Below are 20960 nucleotides of genomic sequence, written 5' to 3' on the forward strand. Positions count from 1 at the left end.
ACACGGGGACGTCCCCCGGGCAGAGATAATGCTGCAGTGCAGCATTGGTGACGGCCGGGCGGGGATTTCTTTTTTCGCGGCGGGGTCGGAACCGGGTGTCGCCGCCCGATCCTACCGCACCGCGCGGATCGGCTCGGCGCCGTCCCAGTCGGCCGCCGCGCGCTTGATGTGCTCGAAGAACCGGCCCTTGTTGCCGCTGATGTCGGAGATCTCGACCACCGTGCCGGGATGGGCCTGGGTGTCGAAATAGGCGAACCGCCCCAGCTCCCCGCCGATCTGGCCCTCGTGCCCGACGAGGTAGCCCAGCCCCAGCGCCCGGTCGTAGAGCCCCTGATAGTCGCGGGTCCAATACGACATGTGCTGCAGCCCCTCATGGCCGGCGTCCAGGAACTCCTTGTACATCGAGGGCGCGTCGTTGGTCTGCTGGATCAGCTCAATCTGCAGGTCCCCGGAATTGGCCAGCGCGATGCTCATCTTGACGTCGGACGCCGCCCCGCGGTGCCGGAAATAGTCGGTCTTCACCTCCTCGATGAAGAACCACGGCCCTACGCCCATGACGTTGATCCAGTGGTCCATCGCCGCGCGAATATCGCGCACGACATACCCGTTCTGGCAGACGGCGCCGAAGATGCGGCTCATGCGGGCTCCTGTGGTCGGGTGAGGTTAAACGATCGGCCCTGGTCCTCGCATCAGCGGCGGCTGGGGCAGGGGACATGATACCTATTCCCCGACCCCGGCCTGGGCCAAGCCCCTCATGGGGAATAGGAATCGTGTCCCTCCATTTCCCGAAGTCACCCGCGGCGGCTGAGCCTTGCGGCAGGATTAGTCGAGCGGCGTAGGCTGGCGCCTACGCAGGGATCTTGCCGTCCCGCGCCCCGTCCGGCGACGGCGGCGTGGTTGAAGACGGCGCGCCGCTCGGGAATTTGCAGACGAAGATCGCGCCGCCGCCCGGCGCGTTCTGCGCCGTGAGGACGCCGCCGTGAGCCTCGACGATGCTCCGCGCGATCCCCAGGCCCAACCCGGCTCCGGCGCCGTTGCGGTCCTTGCGCCAGAAACGGCGGAAGATCATGTCCGCGTCGACGCCGCCCAGACCCGCGCCGTGGTCCCGCACGCATAGCTGCGCGCCCGGGCCGACGGCGACCTCGATCGGACCGTCGCCTCCCCCGTGGACGATCGCATTCTCGACCAGGTTCCTGAGGGCGCGGCCAATGGCGTCCGGGTGGCCTCGCACCGCCGCCGGCCCGTGGTCGAGGAGGCGCAGGTCGTGCCCCGCGGCGAAGGCCAGCGGCGCGGTCTGGGCCACGATGTCCTGGGCGACCGCGCGGAGATCGACGTCGCGGCTCTGCTCCATGCCGAGCGCGTCGGCCCGCGACATGTCGAGCATCTGATTCACCAGCCGCGTCATCGCCTGCACGTCTTCGTGGAGCCGCTGCTTCGGCTCTCCGTCCGGCAGGGCCTCGATACGCAACTGCAGCACCGAAAGCGGCGTGCGCAGCTCGTGCGCGGCGTCGGCGGTGAACGCCTTCAGCACGCCCACGGCGTTTTGGACCCGGGCCAGCGCCCGGTTCAGCGTCGCCACCAGGGCCGCGACCTCGCGAGACGCGGCCGGCTCGGTCAGGCGGGTGTCGAGGCGCGTGAGGTCCAGGGCGTCGACCTCGGCGGCGGCCATCGCCAGCGGGGCCAGCATCCGGCGCACGACGATGATGTTGAAGGCGAGCAGCAGAACCACCAGCGGCGCCAGGGGCATGACCACGTGGTCCACCAGCTCCTCGGCCATGACCGGCGCGTAGATGCGCCAGTCGCGCTGATCGGCCACGACCATGACCCAGTGGACGCCGCCGTCCTCGAAGCGGCGCAGCCCGGTGATGCGCAGACCGGAGGGGGTCGCGTCCCGCCGTGTCCAGTCCAGCGTGCCGGGAGCCGGCTGGGCCGGCGCGAAGCCGAGGCCTGGGTCCTGGATGACCACCGCTGGGCCTGAGGCGGGATCCAGCACGGCGTAGGCCCACCGGGAGACCCCGGCTGGGCGCGACAGGGCCTCGCCGCGCCGCCAGGCGCGCTCGACCCGTTCCGCCTGCTGGCCGACGAAATCCTCCGCCATGACCTGGCGGTCGCCGAAATAGTCCGCGACGACGATGCCGACGTCGACGAGGGCGAAGACGAGGGTCATGAGCGCCAGCCGCCGCGCGATCTGCGCGAACAGCGTCGGCCGCCGGGGAGCGGTGGGCTTACGCACAGGCGGCCTGCGCGGGATTGCGCGCGATCAGGGCGTAGCCAACGCCGTGGACCGTGCGGAGCGCCACGTCCGCGCCGGCCGCGCCCAAGCGCTTGCGCAGCCGTGAGACCGCGACCTCCAAGGCGTTGGGCGTGACCTCGGCGTCCATCGCATAGAGGTGGTCGTCGAGCCTCGAGCGGCGGACGACCTGTCCCGCGTGCCTCAGCAGTTGCTCAAGCAGGGCCGCTTCCCGCGGCGAGGCCTGGACCGGCGCGCCGGCGACAGTCACCGCGCGGGTCGAGGTGTCGAGGGCGATGTTGCCATAGCTCAACACCACGCTCAGACACGCGCCGGGCCGCCGCAGCAGGGCCCGGCAACGCGCCGCGACCTCGGCCACCTCGAAGGGCTTCACCAGGTAGTCGTCCGCGCCGAGGTCGAGGCCCGCGACCCGGTCGCCGAGCTCGCCGCGGGCCGTCAGGACCAGGATCGGCGTGGGGTCGCCGTCCTCCCGCACGCGCCGCAGCAGGTCCAGGCCATCGCCGTCGGGCAGGCCGAGGTCCAGCAGGATCACGTCGTAGGCCGCCAGGGCCCGGGCCTCGAGGCCCGCCTCGAGGCTCGCGCGCCAGTCCACGGCGAAGCCCTCTCGGACCAGTCCCTCGACGATGAGGGCGCCGAGGCGGCGATTATCTTCGACGAGCAGCAGTCGCATGGTGAAGCCTCTCCCGACGCATCAGGCCGCCATCCAAGCGCGGCCAGGCGCCGCCCGCCTTGATCAGGATCAGATGGGCTGCGGCGACCTGACGCGCCCGCGTCCGCAAAAGATGACGCTGCCGTCAGGTTCTTGTCAGGTCGCGCTGACAGGGTCTCGCCAACGCACTCCCCCCAGAGGAATTGGCATGCCTGTGTTCACGCCCATCAGCCAGACCGAGATCGACGCCAACCCGGCTTCGGTCATCGGCAGCTTCTTCCCCACCAGCGGTGGGATAACGGTCGACCCCGCGAGCCTGATCATCGTCCACGCCCCGGACTCCATCAGCACCTATGACGGCGGCCTGACGCCGCTCGGCATGGGACCGGGGCTGCTGATCACCTCGGGCGGCGTCCCGAACGTGACCAACACCGTCATGGACTTCGGGTTCGACAACAACCTGGCCGGCGACATCAACCTGGACGCGGAGGTCAACCGCGTCTTCTCGACCGTCTCCTACGACGCCACGAGCATCTCGTTCAGCTTCACGGTGACCGACCCCTCGATCACGGGCATCACCTTCAAGCTGTTGTTCGGCACCGACGAGTATCCGGAGTGGGTCGACCAGTTCGTCGACATCGCCGTGGTGATGGTCAACGGTCAGAACGTCGCCTACTTCGGCAACGATCCGAACGCGCCGCTGAGCGTCATCGGGTCCAACCTGGCGGCCGGCTACTTCGTCGACAACGGCGATGGCCACCTGCCGATCGAGTACGACGGGGTCAGCAATGTCCTGTCGGCGTTCGCCCCCGTGAGCCTGGGGCTCAACACCCTGAAGATCGCCATCGCCGACACCGGCGACCACATCCTGGACAGCGGCCTGTTCATCTCGGGCCTGACCGGGACCACCGCGCCGGTCACCGGCGTCAGCCTGGACGTCCCCTGCACCACGGGCGACGACGTCAAGCTGGGCACCATCGCGGCCGAGAACTTCGCCGGGCTGACGGGCGCCGACAGCCTCGACGGCGCGGGCGGCAACGACGTCATCGCCGGCGACGCGGGCGACGACACGATCATCGGCGGCGGCGGCGACGACTACCTCGATGGCGGCGAAGGCCAGAACGAGGCGGTCTTCTCCGGCGCGGCGGGCGCCTATCACCTCAGCCTGCTGGCCGACGGGGGCTACGAGGTCCGTGACCTGCGCGACGGCGCGCCCGACGGGACGGACACGGTCCACCACGTCGAGACCCTCAAGTTCGCCGACGGGACCTTCGCGCCAGGCGGGCTGGTCAGTGGCGGGACCGCGATCTTCGGTACGGCCAGGGACGACGCGATCTCGCTGACCCAGGCGCCCGTCCTGCAGCCGCTCGCCACCAACGAGGCCGACACCATCTGGGGCGGCGCGGGCGACGACATGATCACGGCCGGTGACGGCGACGACCAGATCCACGACGGCGCGGACAACGATAAGGTCTTCGCCGGCGCGGGTGACGACACGATACATGTCGAAGGCGGCAGCGACGAACTCGACGGCGGCGCCGGGGTCGACACCGTGGTCCTCTCGGGGGCTTTCGCCGACTATTCGGTCATCGCCGGCGGCGACGGCTGGCGGGTGACCGACCTGCGCGCGGGCTCGCCCGACGGCGTGACCCAGATCGCCAACATCGAGATGCTGGCGTTCAGCGACAAGACCGTGGCGCCCGGCACGAGCGGCACGACCAACATCGCGCCCGTGGTCACTGGCCCGGTGACCGCCTCGGCCGCCGAAGACGGCGCGAGCGTGACCCTCTCGGCGCTCGCCCAGGCGACCGACGCGGACGTCGGGACGACGCTCAGCGTGACCGGCCTGCCGGCGCAGCTGCCTGCGGGCGTCAGCTTCGACGCCCAGACCGCCGCCTTCGTGCTCGACCCCGCCAACGCAGCCTTCCAGGCCCTGGCGGCAGGCCTGCAGACGACGCTGACGATCGACTACGGCGTCACCGACGGTCTGGCCGTGACGCCGGCCCAGGCCGTGTTCACGGTCACGGGCGTCGATGACGCGCCGACCCTGGCCGCGCCCCTGGCCGACACGACGGCGACGGCGGGCTCCGCCCTGTCGTACCAGGTGGCCGCCGGGACCTTCGCGGACGTGGACGGCGACGTCCTGGCCCTGAAGGCGACGCTGGCCGACGGATCGGCGCTGCCGGCCTGGCTGGCGTTCAATCCCGCGACTGGCGCTTTCGCGGGCACGCCCTCGACCGCGAGAACCCTGGACATCCGGGTGAGCGCGAACGACCCCGGCGGCCTCTCGGTCTCGGACGTTTTCACGCTGACAGTGGCCCCCGAGCCGCTGGCGAACTTGATCCTCACCGGGACGTCGGGTGGTGACTCCCTCGCGGGCGGCGCTGGCGACGACCAGCTTTCCGGCCTCGCTGGCGCCGACACCCTCGCCGGTTTGGCCGGGGACGACGTCCTGGACGGCGGCGCCGGTGCGGACCGCCTTGACGGTGGCGCCGGCTCCGACACGGCCTCCTATGCCAGCGCGACGGCGGCGGTGAAGGTCGGCCTTGCGCTCTCCAAGGCTCAGGACACCGGCGGCGCGGGCAAGGACACGCTCGTCAACCTCGAGAACCTGCAAGGTTCGTCCTATGGCGACACCCTGACCGGCAATGCGGCCGCCAACGGCCTCAGCGGCGGTGGCGGCGGTGACGTCCTGACCGGCGGCGGCGGCGGCGACGGCCTCTGGGGCGGGGCGGGCGGTGACCGGTTTGTGTTCCAGGGTCTGACCGACTCCGCGGTGAGTGCGCGCGATACGGTCTATGACTTCAGCCATGCCGATGGTGACCGCATCGACCTGTCCGGCATCGACGCGATCGTGAACGGGAAGAACGACGCCTTTACCCTGGTGAGCGGCTTCACCCACAAGGCCGGCGAACTCGTCTCCCTCTACTCTGTGGACCACTATGTCGTGCAGGGCGACGTGAACGGCGACGGGATCGCGGACTTTGCGATCAACGTCTTCGCTGACGCGCCGCTGGTCTCCGGCGACTTTCTGCTGTGAGCCTGCCGGGGCCGGCCCCGAGAGGGGTCGGCCTGCCCGGCTCAGCCTTGGCGGCGCGCTTGGGTCGGCTTTCCGAACGCGGGTCCTGGGAGCGCGGCGCAACATGTAAATTCCCTCCTAACCTCGCTGCGTCAAAACCGGTCGCACCCGCGCCGCCACGCAAAAAAGAACATCTTGCGAACAGAGAACAAACGGGGCACACCTTGTTGCGACGACGGGTTGCGAATTGTTGGGCCGGTCGGGTTGGGTTGACGGAATCATGAAACAAGGAGCGTCCAAGGTGACTGGGCAATCGGCGTTGAAACTCGTGGGCAGAGACGAAGGCGATAAGGCGCGCGCGCTGGAAGCGGCGTTGGCGCAGATCGACCGGGCCTTCGGTAAGGGCTCGGTGATGAAGCTTGGCTCCAAGAGCCAGATCGAGGTCGAGGCGGTGTCCACCGGCTCCCTCGGGCTCGACATCGCGCTGGGCATCGGCGGCCTGCCCAAGGGCCGGGTGGTCGAGATCTACGGCCCGGAAAGCTCCGGCAAGACCACTCTGGCCCTGCACGTGGTGGCCGAGGTCCAGAAGAACGGCGGCACCGCGGCCTTCGTGGACGCCGAGCATGCGCTCGACCCCGCCTATGCCCGCAAGCTGGGCGTCAACCTGGACGACCTGCTGGTCTCCCAGCCCGACACCGGCGAGCAGGCGCTCGAGATCACCGACACCCTGGTGCGCTCCGGCGCCGTCGACATCATCGTCATCGACTCGGTCGCGGCCCTGACGCCGCGGGCGGAAATCGAAGGCGAGATGGGCGACAGCCTGCCCGGCCTGCAGGCCCGGCTGATGAGCCAGGCCCTGCGCAAGCTCACCGCCTCGATCTCCAAGGCCGGCACCCTGGTGATCTTCATCAACCAGATCCGCATGAAGATCGGCGTCATGTACGGCTCGCCGGAGACGACCACCGGCGGCAACGCGCTGAAGTTCTACGCCTCGGTGCGCCTGGACATCCGCCGCACCGGCTCGGTCAAGGTGCGCGACGAGATCGTCGGCAACAATGTCCGCGTCAAGGTGGTGAAGAATAAGGTGGCCCCGCCGTTCCGCGAGGTCGAGTTCGACATCATGTACGGCGAGGGCATCTCCAAGCTGGGCGAGATCATCGACCTGGGCGTCAAGGCCAACGTCATCGAGAAGTCCGGCTCCTGGTTCTCCTGGAACAGCCAGCGCATCGGCCAGGGCCGCGATAACGCCCGGGAGTTCCTCAAGAACAACCCCGACATCGCCGCCCAGATCGAGAAGCAGGTCCGCGGCGCCAAGGAAGTCATCGAGGAAGAGCTGCTGGTCGGCCCGACCGGCGACGAAGACGGCGCCGACGAGGAATAGGGATCGGACGGCCGCCTGGGCTCCGTGAGCCTGGGTCCGCCAACCCGACGCCCGAGCTCGCCGAGAGCCCGGCCCCGCGCGGCCGTTCATGGGAGGACGTTCAGGCGAGTTTCGCCTGGGCGTCCTTTTCCTTTGCGGCGCAGCGAAGTTTGCGTAAACGGTCGCCGGTTCCATCTAGGGGCGGGGAACGACCCCCGTCCCCCTACGACTTGATCAAGTGTCTAAAGCCATGCCGAGCCTCAACGAGATCCGCAGCCAGTTCCTGGGCTATTTCGAGAAGAATGATCACCTGATCATTCCGTCGGCTCCGCTCGTGCCGCAGAACGACCCGACCCTGTTGTTCGTCAACGCCGGCATGGTGCCGTTCAAGAACTACTTCACGGGCGCCGAGACCCCGCCGGCCCCGCGCGCGGCCTCGTCGCAGAAGTCGGTGCGCGCCGGGGGTAAGCACAACGACCTGGACAATGTCGGCTACACCGCCCGCCACCACACCTTCTTCGAGATGCTGGGCAATTTCTCGTTCGGCGACTACTTCAAGGCCGGCGCCATCGAGCACGCCTGGACCCTGCTGACCCGCGACATGGGCATCCCGGCCGAAAAGCTCTGCGTCACCGTCTACCATACGGACGACGAGGCGGCCGAGCTTTGGAAGAAGATCGCGGGCCTGCCCGATCACAAGATCATCCGCATCGCGACCAGCGATAATTTCTGGTCGATGGGCGACACCGGCCCCTGCGGCCCGTGCTCGGAGATCTTCTACGACCACGGCGCCCACATCCCCGGCGGCCCGCCCGGCAGCCCGGACGAGGACGGCGACCGGTTCGTGGAGATCTGGAACCTGGTTTTCATGCAGTTCGAGCAGTTCGCCGACGGCACCCGCCGCGACCTGCCAAAGCCGCAGATCGACACCGGCATGGGCCTGGAGCGCATCGCCGCGGTGCTGCAGGGCGTGCACGACAACTACGATATCGACCTCTTCCGCACCCTGATCGCGGCGTCGAAGGAGATGGTGGCCGGGGGCTCCAACGGACCCTCGCACCGGGTGATCGCCGACCACCTGCGCTCGGTGAGCTTCCTGATCGCCGACGGGGTCTCGCCGTCCAACGAGGGCCGCGGCTACGTCCTGCGCCGGATCATGCGCCGGGCCATGCGCCACGCCCACCTGCTGGGCGCCGAGGAGCCGTTGATGCACCGCCTGGCGCCGGTCCTGGTGGCCGAGATGGGCCAGGCCTATCCAGAGCTGCGCCGCGCCGAACCGGTGATCGTCGAGACCCTGCGCCAGGAGGAGGAGCGCTTCCGCCGCACGCTCGGCCGCGGCATGACGCTGCTGGACGAGGCCACCGCCAAGATGACCGAGGGCGGCGTGCTGTCGGGCGAAACCGCCTTCAAGCTCTACGACACCTACGGCTTCCCCCTCGACCTGACGCAGGACGCCGTGCGCGCCAAGGGCCTGACCGTCGACCTGGAGGGCTTCGACGCCGCCATGAAGCGCCAGAAGGACCAGGCCCGCGAGGCCTGGACCGGCTCGGGCCAGTCCAGCCAGGGCGCCGAATGGTTCGCCATCCGCGAGCGCCTCGGCGCCACCGAGTTCCTCGGCTACGAAACCACCGAGGCCACCGGCAAACTGCTGGCCCTCGTGGCGTCCGGGAGTGAAGTCCCAGAAGGCGAACCCGGTCAGACCGTGCTGGCGGTGTTCGACCGTACCCCCTTCTACGCAGAGAGCGGCGGTCAGGCCGGCGATGTCGGCGAGGTCGAGTGGTCCGGCGGCAAGGCCCGGGTGCTCGACACCCAGAAGCAGGCCGGCGACCTCTTCGTCCACGAGATCGAGATCCTCGAGGGCGTGCTGAGGCCCGGGACCGATGCGCGCCTGGCCGTCGATCCGGATATCCGCACCACCACCCGCTCGAACCACTCCGCCGCGCACCTGCTGCACGCCGCCCTGCATCACGTCCTGGGCCCGCACGTCTCGCAGAAGGGCCAGATGGTCGACGGCGAGCGCATGCGCTTCGACTTCAGCCATGGCGGCCCGGTGACCGCTGTCGAGATCGAGAAGATCGAGGCCGAGGTGAACGCGGTGATCCGCCAGAACCTGCCCGCCGTCACCAAGGAGATGGCGCCCGACGAGGCGATCGCCGCCGGCGCCGTGGCCCTGTTCGGCGAGAAGTACGGTGACAAGGTCCGCGTCCTGGCGCTCGGCCACGCGCTCGCGGGCGACGGCGACTATTCGGTGGAACTGTGCGGCGGCACCCATGTGGCCCGCACCGGCGACATCGCGATCTTCAAGATCATCAGCGAGGGCGGCGTGGCCGCCGGCGTACGGCGGATCGAGGCCCTGACCGGCGAGGCGGCGCGCCGCTGGCTGGTGGAGCAGGCCGGCGTCGCCAAGGCGCTCGCCGACCAGTTCAAGACCCCGGTCTCCGAGGTCCTGGCCCGCGTCGACGCCCTGGACGCCCAGCGCCGCAAGCTGGAGAAAGAGCTCTCCGAGGCCAAGCGCCAGCTCGCCATGGGCGGCGGCGGTTCCGGCGGCGCGCCCGCGGGTCCCGAGGAGATCGGCGGGATTCAGGTGATCGCCCGGGTCATGGACGGCGTCGGCGGCAAGGATCTGCGGCCGATGGTCGAGGAGTTCCGCAAGCAGGTCCCCAACGGCGTCATCGCCCTGATCGGCTCGGCCGACGGCAAGGGCGCCGTGGCCGTGGCGGTGACCGGCGAGGCGGGCTCGAAGTTCAACGCCGTGGACCTGACCAAGGCCGCGGTGCTGGCCATGGGCGGCCAGGGCGCGGGCGGACGTCCCGATTTCGCCCAGGGCGGCGCCCCGGACGGTGGCAAGGCGGCCGAGGGCCTGGCGGCGATCAAGGCCCTGCTCGGCGGCTAGGGCGTCTCGCAGAACACCCGGCCATTGCGCAGCTGGGGCGTGACGGAGCGGGAATAATACACGTGGCGAGGGTGCTCACTGACCTGCGGCCAAGCTATGTCGCATATCCGACAAGGGGTTTTCGCCTGTTAAGGGAAATTAGTATACTAAACCCAAGATGGCGGTCAGGTACCCGCATCGAAATCGAATCCAGGCTCTGTCCCGTTCGATGATTCGCTGCTCCGCGACACTGGCGTCGCGGACCTTTTGATTCTTGGGGGTAGTCCGAATGCGTAAATTCCTGACCGTCGCAGCCGCCGCTGCGACCCTCGCCACCATCGGCGCTCCGGCCCAGGCGGCCATCATCTTCTCTGGCGACCACAGCGTCACGGTGAACCAGGCCGAGCCCGGACTGGTGCTGCAGACGCAGGAAATGGCCGCCACGCTCAATTTCGCGCTGGATCTCGGCGAGACCGAGACCATCAGCCTGTTCAAACTCTACACGCTCGAAGGCTCGGTGAACCCCGACGATCTGGCGCCCAAGCCGATTACCGTAGGCTTCACCTTCACCCTGCCGGAAGTCTTCGGCGGGTCGATCGGCGGCACGACCGTGGGCGACTACTTCTACGGCGTTCTGGACAAGGGTGTCGTGAGCTGGGCCAACGGTGGCAGCCAGACCTTCAACTTCGGCAACGGCGGTAAGCTGCTGGTCGATCTGGACGATGCGGTCTTCAACGAAGCGACGTTCTGGGAGCTTTACGGCGACCTGCATCCCGGCAAGGGGTCGGCCGCCAAGATCAAGGCTGACTTCACCCTCACGCAACTGCCCTCCGCTGTCCCCGAGCCCGCCACCTGGGCGATGATGATCGCCGGCTTCGGCCTGGCCGGCTCGGTCCTGCGCCGCCGCCGCGAGACCGCCGTGTTCGCCTAGGCGATCGCGGTTTCAGATACCGAAAAGGCCGAGGTTCGCCTCGGCCTTTTTGTTGTCCGCCGTCCAGCCGCGCCAGGCTTCAGGACTTGGCGAAAACCGCGAACTTGTTGCCGGTCGGGTCGCGCATATAGGCCGCGTAGAAGCTGGTGGACTCCGGCGGCCGGGGGCCGGGCCCGCCTTCGTCCGCCCCACCATTGGCCAGCGCCGCAGCGTAGGCGGCGTCCACCGAGCCGATGTCAGGGCCCTTGAAGGCGATCATGATACCGTTGCCGCTCCGCGCCGGCTTCCCGTCGAAGGGCGGACAGATGAAGGTGTTGGCGTCGGCCTCCCTGGGGCCATAGCCCGCCCAGCCGCCGTCGAGGAACTTGCGCTCATAGCCGATGGCGCCCAACACGGCGTCGTAGAACGGCGTCGCCGCTTCCACGTCCAAGGCGCCGATAGTGACATATCCGATCATTGGTCTTGCTCCCTCGCAGTGGCCGCAAGCTAGCGCGACGACTGGAACAAAGCAAGAACACAGATACCTAGACCGGCGGCGGCACGCGGATCTGGACCAGCTTCCAGGCGAACAGGTCGCGTCGCTGGAAGCTGAATATGACGGGGGTCTCGGCGCCCGCATGCGCAACGGCGAAGCGCGCGCGGTTGGGACCCCAGTATCGCAGTCTGGGCAAGGCGCCCTTGGCGCCGGCGGGCGCCTTGCCCGGTGCATAGCCGCGCGTCAGGTCGTAGAGGCCGCGGGTGTCCAGATAGGGCTCGACCGCCGGCGGGGCTGGAGTCAGGGGCTCTATGGCCCGGCGCATGGCCCCGATAGGGTCTGACCAGATGTCGGGCGGGGCGGGGGCGGCGACGGGCCTTGCGGCCACCTGGGGACGCAGGCCCTCACGGACGGCGCGATAGTCGACGAGTTCGGCCAGGGCCTGGGCGTCCCCATCGCGGGCGGCGGCCTTCAGGGCCCGGAACGCGAAGAACGGCGCGGCCGCGAAGACCAGCGCCGTTCCCACGATCAGGGCGAGGAGCAGCCGGAAGACCGCGCGTCCCAGGCTCCAGCCATCGGGTGCGCGCGGGTCCATGGGCCTAGGCGGCGGGCGACTCGGCCAGCGCCTTCTCCAGGTTGGCCGCGACCTTGTCGATGAAGCCCTCGGTGGTCAGCCATCCCTGGGTGTCGCCGACCAGCAGGGCCAGGTCCTTGGTCATCGAACCGCTTTCGACGGTGGAGACGCAGACCTTCTCCAGGGTGTCGGCGAAGTGGTCGAGCTCGGGGTTGCCATCCAGCTTGGCGCGATGCTTCAGCCCCTGGGTCCAGGCGAAGATCGAGGCGATGGAGTTGGTGGAGGTGCTCTCGCCGCGCTGGTGCTGGCGGAAGTGGCGGGTGACGGTGCCATGGGCGGCCTCGGCCTCCATGGTCTTGCCGTCCGGGGTGATCAGCACCGAGGTCATCAGGCCGAGCGAGCCGAAGCCCTGGGCCACTTCGTCGGACTGCACGTCGCCGTCGTAGTTCTTGCAGGCCCAGATGAAGCCGCCGGACCACTTCAGGGCCGAGGCCACCATGTCGTCGATCAGGCGGTGCTCGTAGACGATGCCCGCTTCCTTGAACTGGGCTTCGTACTCTTTGTAGACCTCGGCGAAGATGTCCTTGAAGCGCCCGTCATAGGCCTTGAGGATGGTGTTCTTGGTCGACAGGTACAGCGGGTACTTGCGCTTCACCGCGTAGGCGAAGCTGGCGTGGGCGAACTCGCGGATCGAGTCGTCGAGGTTGTACATGGCCATGGCGACGCCGGAGCCGGGATACTTGAACACCTCATGTTCGATGGTCTGGCCATCGTCGCCCACCCACTTGATGGTCATGGTGCCGGGACCGGGAACCAGGAAGTCGGTGGCCCGGTATTGATCGCCGAAGGCGTGGCGGCCGATGATGATCGGCTGGGTCCAGCCGGGGATCAGGCGCGGCACGTTCTTGCAGATGATCGGCTCACGGAAGACCACGCCGCCCAGAATGTTGCGGATAGTGCCGTTCGGCGACTTCCACATCTTCTTGAGCTTGAACTCTTCCACCCGGGCTTCGTCCGGGGTGATGGTGGCGCACTTGACGCCGACGCCGTGTCGCTTGATCGCCTCTGCCGCCTCGATCGTCACCTTGTCGTCGGTGGCGTCGCGATGCTCCATCCCGAGGTCGTAATAGTCGAGCTCGATGTCGAGATAGGGGAAGATCAGCTTGTCCTTGATCCACTTCCAGATGATGCGGGTCATCTCGTCCCCGTCGAGGTCGACGACAGGGTTGGCGACTTTGATCTTCTTGGCCATGAGGGCGAAGCGCTCCGAGGGCGTAACGGCAGGGTTGGGGGCCGTATACTAGGCCCGCGCCAGGACGCAAAGGGCTTGGGGGCTTGCATCGGCGGCCTCATCGGAATGAAAACGCGACATGAGTTCATCGGCCCCGCCCTGCATCATCCTCGACAAGCCGCAAATGGCCCAGAACATCGGCGCGGTGGCCCGCGTGATGGCCAATTTCGGCCTGGCCGACCTGCGGCTGGTCAATCCGCGCGACGGCTGGCCGCAGGAGCACGCCTGGGCGGCGGCTTCCGGGGCGGAGTGGCCGCTGAACGCGGCGCGGATCTATGAGAGCGTCGAGGCGGCCATCGCCGACCTGCACCTGGTCTATGCGACCACCGCGCGACCGCGCGAGCTGCAGCTTCCGATCCTCACCCCGCGCGCCGCCGCGGCGAACCTGGCTGGCGAGGTAGCGGCGGGTCACGCGGTCGGCCTGCTATTCGGCGGCGAGCGGGCCGGGTTGGAGACCGCCGACATCGCGCTCTGCTCGGCGGTGGTGACCCTGCCCATCGATCCGCGATTCCGCTCGCTGAACCTCGCGCAGGCCGTGGCGATCAACGCCTATGAGTGGCGGATGACCACTGAGGCCGGAGCGCCGCCGGCCTTCCGCGAGGGGCCGCCGGCCGCCGACGCCGCGGCCATGCTCGGCCTCTACGAGCATTTCGAGCGCGAGCTGGAGGACGCGGGCTTCTTCCACCCGCCGGAGAAGCGACCCTCCATGGTCCAGAACCTGCGCTCGGCCCTGGCCCGGGCGCGGTTCTCCGACCAGGAGGTGCGCACCTTCCGCGGGGTCGTCACCGCCCTCTCCCAGGGCCGGGGCCGGGTGTTGGATCGCCTGGCCCGCGAGAAGGCCGCGCGGAAGGACTAGAACCGCGAGGCGGAGAGCTTCACGTCCGCCATCTTCCAGGCCTCGTCGAAGGCCACACGAACCTTGGCCGCCTCATCGTTCTTGCCCTGGCGGTCGAGGGCCTGGGCCAGGCCGAAGAGCGCCCAGCCGTCGCGGCGGTAGTGCTTCAGGCTTTCGCGATAGACCGCCTCGGCCTCCGGGGCTCGCCCGGCGTCCAGCAGGGCCGCGCCCAGATAGTGACTGACCGGAGCGTGCCAGTAAGCGGGCTCGGTATAGGGCAGGGCTCGCTCGAGGTTCGAGGCCGCGCGGAAGCGCACGATGGCGGCGTCCAGCACCCCGTCCTTGCGGGCGATCTCCCCGTCCAGCAGGGCAAGCGCCAGTTCGGTCATAGGCTTGGCGGGGATGGCGAAGGCGTCGAAGGCCGACAGGTCGGCGCGGGTCAGCGCATCCAGCCTGGCGCGGTCGGCGAGCGCCGTGGTCCGGTCGCCCGTATTGGCCGCGGCGATCCCGTGGGCGTAGAGCCAGATGGCGGTGTCGAGTTTCAGGCCGGGCGGAGGCGGCGGTTCGGCCAGGACGGCGTCCCATTTGCCGAACCGCAGCAGGTTCACCACCGGCGTATAGACGAACAGCTCGGCCAGGGGCAGGTTCGCCGCCGTCTCCTCCGCCTTGACCGCCTTCACCAGCCTCCGGGCGGCGTCGTGTGAGGTCTTGGACCGCCCTTCCATCTCGGCCGAGGTCCACAGGAAGTGGATGTTGTGGCCGTAGTAGCCGGCCGGATAGAAGCCCTGGGCGCGGCAGGCGGCGATGTATTCCTCATCGGTAAGGGCGGCGAGTTCGTTGGCCCTGGCCGCGTCGGCGTAGCGGCCCACGCGGTAATAGATGTGGCTGGGCATGTGTACGATGTGCCCGGCCTTGGGCATCAGAGGCAGCAGGCGGTCAGCCGCGGCCTCGGCCCGTTCGGGTGTCGTCGAGGCCTCCACGGCGTGGATATAGAGGTGCAGGGCGCCCGGATGGTTCGGCGCCTTGGCGAGCACGCGCTCAAGGGTGGCGACGATCTCCGCGCCGTGGCCCTTGGAGGTGACGGCGTCGGCCTCCCAGTAGTCCCACGGCTGGGTGTCCATCATGGCCTCGGCGTAGAAGGTCGCCGCGTCCAGGTCGGAGGGGTCGGCGCGGGCAAGGTCCCCCATGGCCTTGGCGTAGGCCAGGTCCAGGGGCTTGCGGTCGGCTGGAGCCGTTGCTGCGTAGCGGGTGGCGAGCGCGTCGATCCAGGCCTGTTCCCGCGGCGAGGCTTTGGACCGCAGGGCCTTGGCGCGCGACAGCGCCTCCCAGGCCGGGGCGACGGCGTCGGCCTGCATGGGCAGGTTGATGTTGGGGCCAAGCGCGATGGCCACGCCCCACCAGCACATGGCGCAGTCCGGATCGAGCCGCGCCGCCTCGCGGAACGAGCGGATCGCCTCGGCGTGGTTGAAGCCGAACAACAGGTTTACCCCCTGATCGAACAGCTTCTGGGTCTGGGCGTTGCGGGTCGTGATCGGGTGGCGGTGGTCCCCCAGGCCGGTGAACACCGGGGCGCCCGGCTTGTCGGCCTGGCCCATATAGATGGCGGGCATAGCCCCGGGCATCGGCATGGCGCCGTGGTTCATGGCCGGAGGAGGAGCCTCGGCCGTGGCGTGACCTGAATGGTCCTGCGCCGCCGCGGGCAGGGCGATGACGCCGATGGCGAAGACGGTTGAAAACAGGAACGCGCGCATGGAGACCCCCAGTTGGCAAGGCGCACAGGGCTACGCGGACTAACCGGGGCAGACTACCGCACTCGTGGTGCAGTTTGGTCTGAATACTGCTTAATCCGGGTTGGGGATCGGACGCATTGTAGTGATCTCGCGCCCGTCCGCGCCACGAAAGGTCACGAGATCCTCCGCTGGGAGCGGGACGGAGGGCGCCTCGACTATGACGCAGGCGAGGTCGTCTCGACCCGGCCCCTGGCGCGGGGCGCGGAAACGCCCCAGGAAGCCCTGGTCGCGCAGCGCCTCGGCCGTGCAGGGGCCGGCCACCGCGCGGTACTCGGCGACAAGCAGGGCCTCGGACTCCAGATCGCAGGCCTCCAGCGAATGGTCGCGCGCCGCCGGCGTGGAGACCCGGATGGCGCCCTGGAAACCGGTCTCCAGCAAGGCCTCGGCCATGCAGGCGTCTTCCACCTCCACGCCGGGCGCCAGGCCGGAGCGTGTACTGGCGGCCCGGGCCGCGGGTGCGGCCAGGGCCAGAAGCAGGGCGGAGAGGGTTGCGAGACGAAAGGCGCCGGTCATGGGAAACTCCAAACCGCGCCGACTATCCCGCCGACCGGCTGGGCCGTAAAGCGCGCTCCCGTCTGGCGTGCTTCAGGGCCTGCGTCGGGCGCGAGATTGACTTTCACCCGCTCGGCCGTCATACACCGCCCCTTCGCGCCGCCGGGAAACCGTGCGGGTCCGCGAACCTATGACGGGTGACCTGATCGCCGCCGTTGAGATCGCGCCTCCACTATCGGGGGCGCCGGCCCGGGTCGACTATGAAGAGAGACGACGTATGTCGAAGCGCCACTCGGCGAAGTACAAGATCGACCGGCGGATGGGCGAGAACATCTGGGGTCGCCCGAAGTCCCCCGTCAATCAACGCTCCTACGGCCCTGGCCAGCATGGTCAACGCCGTAAGCAAAAGGTCTCCGATTTCGGCCTGCAGCTCCGCGCCAAGCAGAAGCTGAAGGGCTATTACGGCAACCTGACCGAAAAGCAGTTCTCGCGCACCTACACCGAGGCCGCCCGCCGCAAGGGCAACACCTCCGAGAACCTGATCGGCCTGCTGGAAAGCCGTCTGGACGCGGTGGTCTACCGCGCCAAGTTCGTGCCGACCGTGTTCGCCGCCCGTCAGTTCGTGAACCACGGCCACGTCCTGGTGAACGGCAACCGGGTGAACATCGCCTCCTACCGCGTGAAGGCCGGCGACATCGTCTCCGTCCGGGAGCGGTCGAAGAACATGGCCCTGGTGCTGGAAGCCCTGCAGTCGGGCGAACGCGACACCCCCGACTATGTCGAGGTCGACGCCAAGGCCATGACCGCCAAGTTCATCCGCGCGCCGGAATTCTCCGAGGTCCCGTACCCGGTGAAGATGGAGCCGAACCTGGTCATCGAGTTCTACGCGTCCTAACCGGCCGCCGAACCCGACCAATATTCGCGAAGGCCCCGGAGCGATCCGGGGCCTTTTGCTTTGTCGGCGTTTGTGGCGGAGTGGCGTGATGAATCGCCGACTGTTCTTCGTCGCGGGCCTGGCCCTGGTCTCGGGCTGCGCAACCGCCGCCCCGCCGATCATCGCGCCGGCGGGCTCGTCGCTCTCAGAGCTGGAGCCGCTCTACTCGGCCAGCGCCGGGCGCGAGGCCCTGACCATCCGGGTGTCCTCAAACGGCTGCACCAAGAAGGAAGATTTCTCGTTCTTCGTGGAGCGGAAGGGCGAGGCGGTGACCCTGGCCTTCGGCCGCAAGCGCCTGGACCCCTGCCGCTCCTTCGCCATGAGCCACACCGACCTCACCTTCACCTATGAGGAACTCGGGGTGGCCCAGCGGCCGCCCCTGTTCCTGCTGAACCCCTTCGCCGCCTGGACTGGGCCCGGGAGCTGAGATCAGGGCGTCGGGCGCAATGTCGGCTCCCGCGGCCAGATCCGTCCCGCGGCCGCCTTGGCCACGAAGACCTTGGCGTCATCGGGAGAAGCGAGCATCAGGCAGCCTTCATCCATGTCGGCGTCGCTGAGGCCAGCCTTGCCGAACAGGGGCATGGCCGGTTCGGTCGCGGCGATAACCTTCAGGTGACCATAGGCGTCCTTCACGAAGGCCTGGGCGGCAGCCATCCCTGCGAGTCGGGCGCCGCCGGCCTCGTCGACCACGATCGCCACGGCGTCGAACAGGCAGGAAGGGCCGCCATCGACCTTGAAGTCGACCGCCATCACCGAACCGTCGGACAGGGTCACTCCGCCGATCTTCTCCGCGACGATGCGCACCACGCCACCGTCGGCCTCCACGGCGGTCTGCAGCGCCTTCACCAGCTTGGCGTCGCCTCCGTCGCCGACTAGCAGGCCGAGCTTGCGACCCTTGAAGGTCGGGATCGCCTTTTCCAGGATGCTGAGCGCGGGCGACAGCTCCATGTCGCGCGGCGCCACGGCTGCCGGAGCGGCCTTGGGCGGCTTCATTCCCAGGCCGTCTGCGACGCGGGCGCCCAGGTCGTTGTCGACATTCAGCAGGTTGGCGACCATCCGCTCGCGGATGGCCGGCGTCTCGACGCGCGACAGTTCGAAGACCAGGGCGGCGACGATGTGATCCTGTTCGACCGGGGTTTGGCTGCGGAAGAACAGCCGCGCCTGCGTGTAGTGGTCGGCGAAGGACTCTGGCCGAATTCGGATGGCTGGGCCGCCCTCCTCGTTGCGCGGGAAGGTGCGGAAGCCGTTCGGCGTCTCACGCGGGCCATTCGGGGCAAGGCTGTTGGGTTCGTAGTTCACGCGGCCTGTGGGCACCGCCATCTGCATGTGGCCGTCGCGCTGGTAGTTGGCGAACGGGCACTTGGGCTGGTTGATGGGGATCTGGTGGAAATTGGGTCCGCCCAGGCGCTTCAACTGGGTGTCGAGGTAGGAGAACAGGCGGCCCTGCAACAGCGGGTCGTCGGTGAAGTCGACGCCGGGAACGATGTTGCCGATGCAGAAGGCGACCTGCTCGGTCTCAGCGAAGAAGTTGTCCGGGTTGCGGTCGAGGACCAGCCGCCCGACCGGCCGCAGCGGGACCACCTCTTCGGGGATGATCTTGGTCGCGTCGAGGACGTCGAAGTCGAAGCTGGCCGCATCCTCGGCGCTGAAGAGCTGTAGACTGAGCTCGAACTCGACAACATCGCCCTGGTCGATGGTCTCCCACAGGTCGCGACGATGGAAGTCGGGATCGGCGCCGTTGATCTTCACCGCCTCGTCCCAGACGACCGATTGCATTCCGAGCTTGGGGCGCCAGTGGAACTTGGCGAAGGTCGCCTCGCCGGCGGCGTTCACCAGCCGGAAGGTGTGAACCCCAAAGCCCTCCATCATCCGATAGCTGCGCGGGATCGCGCGATCGGACATGGTCCACATGATCATGTGGGTGCTCTCGGGGGTCAGGGAGATGAAGTCCCAGAACGTGTCGTGGGCGGTCGCGGCCTGGGGGAACTCCCGGTCAGGCTCAGGCTTCGCCGCGTGGACCAGGTCGGGGAACTTGATGGCGTCCTGGATGAAGAACACCGGCATGTTGTTGCCGACGAGATCGAAATTGCCTTGCTGAGTGTAGAACTTCACCGCGAAGCCCCGGACGTCCCGGGCCAGGTCGAAGGAGCCCTTGTTCCCGGCCACGGTGGAGAAGCGCACGAAGACCGGGGTCTTTTCTCCGGGCCGCTGCAGGAAATCGGCGGCGGTGATGTCCGCGAGCCCCTCGTAGACCTCGAAGAAGCCGTGCGCGGCCGACCCGCGTGCATGCACGATGCGCTCAGGTATGCGCTCGTGGTCGAAGTGCATGATCTTTTCGCGGAGGACAAAGTCCTCCAGCAAGGTCGGACCCCGCGCCCCGGCCTTGAGGGAATTCTGGTTGTCCGAGATCGGAATGCCCTGGTTGGTGGTCAGGACCGCGCCGCCCTTGGCGGCGGTCTGATGGGTTTCGCCTCCATTTGAGGCGCCGAGGTCCGGCGCCGGTAGCTTATTGGTGCTGGTCGAAGCGGCCTTGGCCATTGGGTGTCCCTCCATTGCAGGCGGGAGAGCGTGCGAATGGCAATTGGGATGCAAAGGCCGAGCTTGGAGCCGAATTTTTGGTGAATCGCGCGCAGCCCCGACGTGGTGGTCAGGGACAAGCCGAGCTTCGTCGTTCTCAGGTGAACCGCGCCACGATGTCCGGCGTGACTCGCTTGGGACGGCCGGTCTGGGCGTCGACCAGGCACCAGACCGTACGGGCCTGGGCGCACATGCCGCCGTCCGGGCCGTCGATACGCACGAAGCGGTCGAAGCGTGGGCCTTCCGGCGCCTCGGCGACCCAGGTGATGGCGGTGGCGGTCTCGCCGGGCATCAGGGCGCGGCGATAGTCGATCTCATGGCGCAGGACGATCCAGGCCCAGAGAGTCTGCTGGTCATCCGGCTGCAGGGCGCGCCAATGCGAGGTGGCCATGTCCTGAATCCAGCGGACATAGACCACATTGTTCACGTGGCCGTTCTCGTCGATGTCCGACGCGGTCGGCGTGAATGTTCGGGTGAAGACCTGTCGGCCGGGCGGCGGCTCGAGGAGTCTGCTCACGCAGCCAGGACGCCCTGTTCGATCATCAGGGGCTTCAGTTCGCCCGATTGGAACATCTCGCGGACGATGTCGGCGCCGCCGACGAACTCGCCCTTCACGTAGAGCTGCGGGATGGTCGGCCAGTCGGTGAAGGTCTTGATCCCGTCGCGCAGGCTGTCGTCCTGCAGGACGTCGACGCCGATGAAATCGGCGCCCAGGTGGTCGAGGATCTGGACGACCAGGGCCGAGAAACCGCAGCGCGGCTGTTCGGGCACGCCCTTCATGAACAGCACCACCGGGTTTTCCGCCACGGTCTTGGCGATGAAATCGTGGGCGGGGTTGGCGGTGGAGGTTTCGGTCATGGCGTCGGGCCTTCAGGCGAATAGGTCGCAAGAGAGCTAAGGACGGCCGGCC

At 68.4% G+C, this 20960-nt stretch carries 18 protein-coding genes; 7 read left to right on the forward strand and 11 right to left on the reverse strand.

The window, feature by feature from the left end:
- Positions 1 to 111: 111 nt before the first annotated feature.
- The 3 genes from M9M90_RS06375 to M9M90_RS06385 all read right to left on the reverse strand — a co-directional run bounded on the left by M9M90_RS06375 (position 112) and on the right by M9M90_RS06385 (position 2921).
- Entirely contained in the window at positions 112 to 639 is a 528-nt protein-coding gene (locus M9M90_RS06375) for a VOC family protein (RefSeq protein WP_254836325.1), read from the reverse strand.
- 208 nt (positions 640 to 847) lie between these two features.
- The gene (locus tag M9M90_RS06380) at positions 848 to 2233 is read right to left on the reverse strand and encodes a cell wall metabolism sensor histidine kinase WalK (RefSeq protein ID WP_254836326.1); all 1386 of its coding nucleotides are present in this window, start codon (positions 2231 to 2233) and stop codon (positions 848 to 850) included.
- A complete protein-coding gene (locus M9M90_RS06385; protein WP_254836327.1) occupies positions 2226 to 2921 on the reverse strand; it encodes a response regulator transcription factor in 696 nt (231 codons plus the stop codon). Before M9M90_RS06385 ends, M9M90_RS06380 begins: the two co-directional genes overlap by 8 nt.
- Positions 2922 to 3108: 187 nt before the next feature.
- Between M9M90_RS06385 and M9M90_RS06390 the strand changes: the two genes are divergently transcribed.
- From M9M90_RS06390 to M9M90_RS06405, 4 genes are all read left to right on the forward strand, one after another.
- A complete protein-coding gene (locus tag M9M90_RS06390) occupies positions 3109 to 5940 on the forward strand; it encodes a choice-of-anchor L domain-containing protein (RefSeq protein WP_254836328.1) in 2832 nt (943 codons plus the stop codon).
- 280 nt (positions 5941 to 6220) lie between these two features.
- Complete coding sequence (gene recA, locus M9M90_RS06395) at positions 6221 to 7300, forward strand: recombinase RecA (protein ID WP_254836329.1); 1080 nt, start codon at positions 6221 to 6223, stop codon at positions 7298 to 7300.
- A 229-nt stretch (positions 7301 to 7529) separates the two neighbouring features.
- A complete protein-coding gene (alaS, locus tag M9M90_RS06400; RefSeq protein ID WP_254836330.1) occupies positions 7530 to 10172 on the forward strand; it encodes an alanine--tRNA ligase in 2643 nt (880 codons plus the stop codon).
- 268 nt (positions 10173 to 10440) lie between these two features.
- On the forward strand, positions 10441 to 11082 hold the full coding sequence (locus M9M90_RS06405) for a PEPxxWA-CTERM sorting domain-containing protein (protein WP_254836331.1): 642 nt from the start codon (positions 10441 to 10443) through the stop codon (positions 11080 to 11082).
- 79 nt (positions 11083 to 11161) lie between these two features.
- On the opposite strand, the gene M9M90_RS06410 is transcribed toward M9M90_RS06405, so the two are convergent.
- The 3 genes from M9M90_RS06410 to M9M90_RS06420 form a co-directional block, all read right to left on the reverse strand.
- On the reverse strand, positions 11162 to 11539 hold the full coding sequence (locus tag M9M90_RS06410; RefSeq protein WP_254836332.1) for a VOC family protein: 378 nt from the start codon (positions 11537 to 11539) through the stop codon (positions 11162 to 11164).
- 67 nt (positions 11540 to 11606) lie between these two features.
- Positions 11607 to 12152, reverse strand: a complete 546-nt coding sequence (locus tag M9M90_RS06415) for a DUF2939 domain-containing protein (protein WP_254836333.1) — start codon at positions 12150 to 12152, stop codon at positions 11607 to 11609.
- 4 nt (positions 12153 to 12156) lie between these two features.
- On the reverse strand, positions 12157 to 13383 hold the full coding sequence (locus M9M90_RS06420) for an NADP-dependent isocitrate dehydrogenase (RefSeq protein WP_254836334.1): 1227 nt from the start codon (positions 13381 to 13383) through the stop codon (positions 12157 to 12159).
- Positions 13384 to 13501: 118 nt separating this feature from the next.
- Between M9M90_RS06420 and M9M90_RS06425 the strand changes: the two genes are divergently transcribed.
- On the forward strand, positions 13502 to 14278 hold the full coding sequence (locus tag M9M90_RS06425) for an RNA methyltransferase (protein WP_254836335.1): 777 nt from the start codon (positions 13502 to 13504) through the stop codon (positions 14276 to 14278).
- Here the strand turns inward: M9M90_RS06425 and M9M90_RS06430 are convergent.
- Both M9M90_RS06430 and M9M90_RS06435 read right to left on the reverse strand, forming a co-directional pair.
- Positions 14275 to 16008 (reverse strand): tetratricopeptide repeat protein, encoded by a 1734-nt coding sequence (locus tag M9M90_RS06430; RefSeq protein ID WP_254836336.1) that lies wholly within the window; start codon positions 16006 to 16008, stop codon positions 14275 to 14277. The genes M9M90_RS06425 and M9M90_RS06430 overlap by 4 nt on opposite strands.
- Before the next feature lie 90 nt (positions 16009 to 16098).
- A complete protein-coding gene (locus M9M90_RS06435) occupies positions 16099 to 16560 on the reverse strand; it encodes a hypothetical protein (protein WP_254836337.1) in 462 nt (153 codons plus the stop codon).
- Positions 16561 to 16816: 256 nt separating this feature from the next.
- On the opposite strand from M9M90_RS06435, the gene rpsD reads away from it, so the two are divergent.
- Both rpsD and M9M90_RS06445 read left to right on the forward strand, forming a co-directional pair.
- Positions 16817 to 17434 carry a 30S ribosomal protein S4 gene (gene rpsD, locus M9M90_RS06440; protein WP_254836338.1) on the forward strand — a complete coding sequence of 206 codons (618 nt, stop codon included), beginning with the start codon at positions 16817 to 16819 and terminating at the stop codon, positions 17432 to 17434.
- A gap of 88 nt (positions 17435 to 17522) precedes the next feature.
- On the forward strand, positions 17523 to 17900 hold the full coding sequence (locus M9M90_RS06445; RefSeq protein ID WP_254836339.1) for a hypothetical protein: 378 nt from the start codon (positions 17523 to 17525) through the stop codon (positions 17898 to 17900).
- Between the two features lie 2 nt (positions 17901 to 17902).
- Here the strand turns inward: M9M90_RS06445 and M9M90_RS06450 are convergent, their stop codons facing one another.
- From M9M90_RS06450 to grxD, 3 genes are all read right to left on the reverse strand, one after another.
- Positions 17903 to 20011, reverse strand: coding sequence for a catalase (locus M9M90_RS06450; protein WP_254836340.1), 2109 nt, complete (start codon positions 20009 to 20011; stop codon positions 17903 to 17905).
- A 136-nt stretch (positions 20012 to 20147) separates the two neighbouring features.
- Positions 20148 to 20567 (reverse strand): thioesterase family protein, encoded by a 420-nt coding sequence (locus M9M90_RS06455; RefSeq protein WP_254836341.1) that lies wholly within the window; start codon positions 20565 to 20567, stop codon positions 20148 to 20150.
- The gene (grxD, locus tag M9M90_RS06460) at positions 20564 to 20908 is read right to left on the reverse strand and encodes a Grx4 family monothiol glutaredoxin (RefSeq protein WP_254836342.1); all 345 of its coding nucleotides are present in this window, start codon (positions 20906 to 20908) and stop codon (positions 20564 to 20566) included. The genes M9M90_RS06455 and grxD overlap by 4 nt, the downstream gene beginning before the upstream one ends.
- Between the last annotated feature and the right edge of the window lie 52 nt (positions 20909 to 20960).

This window comes from Phenylobacterium sp. LH3H17, from assembly GCF_024298925.1.
GTDB lineage: Bacteria > Pseudomonadota > Alphaproteobacteria > Caulobacterales > Caulobacteraceae > Phenylobacterium.